The sequence below is a fragment of the Actinacidiphila oryziradicis genome (assembly GCF_005047355.1).
GTDB classification, from domain to species: Bacteria; Actinomycetota; Actinomycetes; order Streptomycetales; family Streptomycetaceae; genus Actinacidiphila; species Actinacidiphila oryziradicis.
On record NZ_SUMC01000334.1, the window covers coordinates 1 to 1400 of the forward strand.

At 67.4% G+C, this 1400-nt stretch carries 3 protein-coding genes; 1 reads left to right on the forward strand and 2 read right to left on the reverse strand.

What is annotated here, in order from left to right; translation table 11 throughout:
* Positions 1 to 785: recombinase family protein (locus FCI23_RS55695; protein WP_211265916.1), on the reverse strand; the 785-nt coding region annotated here is incomplete at its 3' end.
* Positions 786 to 791: 6 nt separating this feature from the next.
* On the opposite strand from FCI23_RS55695, the gene FCI23_RS55700 reads away from it, so the two are divergent.
* Positions 792 to 1094 (forward strand): hypothetical protein, encoded by a 303-nt coding sequence (locus FCI23_RS55700; protein ID WP_136731769.1) that lies wholly within the window; start codon positions 792 to 794, stop codon positions 1092 to 1094.
* A gap of 71 nt (positions 1095 to 1165) precedes the next feature.
* Here the strand turns inward: FCI23_RS55700 and FCI23_RS59090 are convergent.
* On the reverse strand, positions 1166 to 1400 hold a 235-nt coding region (locus tag FCI23_RS59090), incomplete at its 5' end, for a hypothetical protein (RefSeq protein WP_136731770.1).

The following is a 1400-nucleotide window of genomic DNA, read 5'->3' on the forward strand; positions in this document are numbered from 1 at the left end:
AGGGAGCGTGCCACCAGCCGGTTTTCCGGTTCGACCTGCCCGAAGGCGCGCTCGGCGCGGTCGGCTTCGTACCGGGCGCGTTCGACGGCGAGCTCGGCGGCCCGGTGCGAGCGTCGATGGCGGTGATGGATCTCATCGGACGCCGCCAGGGCGAGGCTGACCTGCTCGGGGGTGAGCGCGGCCAGCAGCAGCTCGACCACCCCGGGGTCGACGGCCGCGGCGGCGATCGTGTGACAGCCCGGGGTGAGGACCGCGTCGCTGCGGGCCCGGGTGCACACATAGTCGGCGGTGCCGTCCGTGCGGCGGTAGTTGGTGTTCATGGGGAAGCCGCACGAGCCGCAGAAGATGATGCCCTGGCACACCGGTGGCCCTTCACGCGGCGGTCGGGCCCCGGTGCTGGTGCGGTTGGCGGCGAGTTTCGTCTCGATCTGCAGATAGCGTGACCAGGAGATATAGCCCTCGTGATGTTCGGGGATCAGCACCGTCCACTGCTCGCGGGGCCGGCGGGTCACGTGCGAGGTCACGGTGCCGTCGGGCTGCACCTTGCGGGTGCTGTTGTTCCGGCCGAAGGCGTACGCACCCGCATACACAGGGTTTTTCAGGATCGAGATGGCCCTGCCGTGAGTGAGGCGGCCCCAGCCCAGGCGTCCCGCCCATACCCCGGTGTCTCGGCGCGGGAAACGTCGCCCGGTGAAGGAACGGACCACGCCGAGCGCGGAGCCGTGCTGGTCGAACAGCGCGAAGACGTCGGCGACCGCGGTCCGTACTTCCTCGTCGGGGTCCATGTTGATATGTCCGTCGTCGCCGTAGACCATGCCGACCGGCAGGGGAAGCCGCAGGTCACCGCGCTCGGCAGCGGCCTTGCGGGCACCGTGCAGACGCCCAGCCAGGATGTGCAGCTCGGCCTCTTATGCCGATGCCTGGGTTATGCCGATGCAAAGACAATCGTCGCTGGTCACAGAGGGGCGCGGGCTGAGTGCATCGGCATAGTCGTGGAGCTGCTGGAGGTCTCCGCAGCGTCCGGACAGACGGACGAGCAGGAGCGATTCGGTGAGGTCGTTGCTCTGACCTCACCCTCAGACAGCAATCCCTGAACTTGGCCAAGCGTCGCGTCGAAACGCTCGGTCTTCCGACCAGCCGCTCAGGCCCCCATGACGGCTCATGGTTATGCCAACCTGGCTGGCACCGATGTCCCTCCGACCAGCGGTGATCGTGGCCTTGTCGGCATAACCCAGGCATCGGCATAAGAAGCGTTATGCCGACGTCGGCATAAGGCCTCGCTCATCGTGGACTTCAGCCCGAGGACCAGGCGATCATTGAAATCGGCCAGGTCATAGACCCCATCGGCGTCGATCAGGAGGGTGTCGGTCAGCCGCGCGAACTCCAGCAGCCGGCCGAAC

Coding starts and splice junctions, on each gene's coding strand:
- FCI23_RS55700 (WP_136731769.1), top strand. CDS start 792: ATGTCCGTCGTCGCCGTAGACCATGCCGACCGGCAGGGGAAGCCGCAG.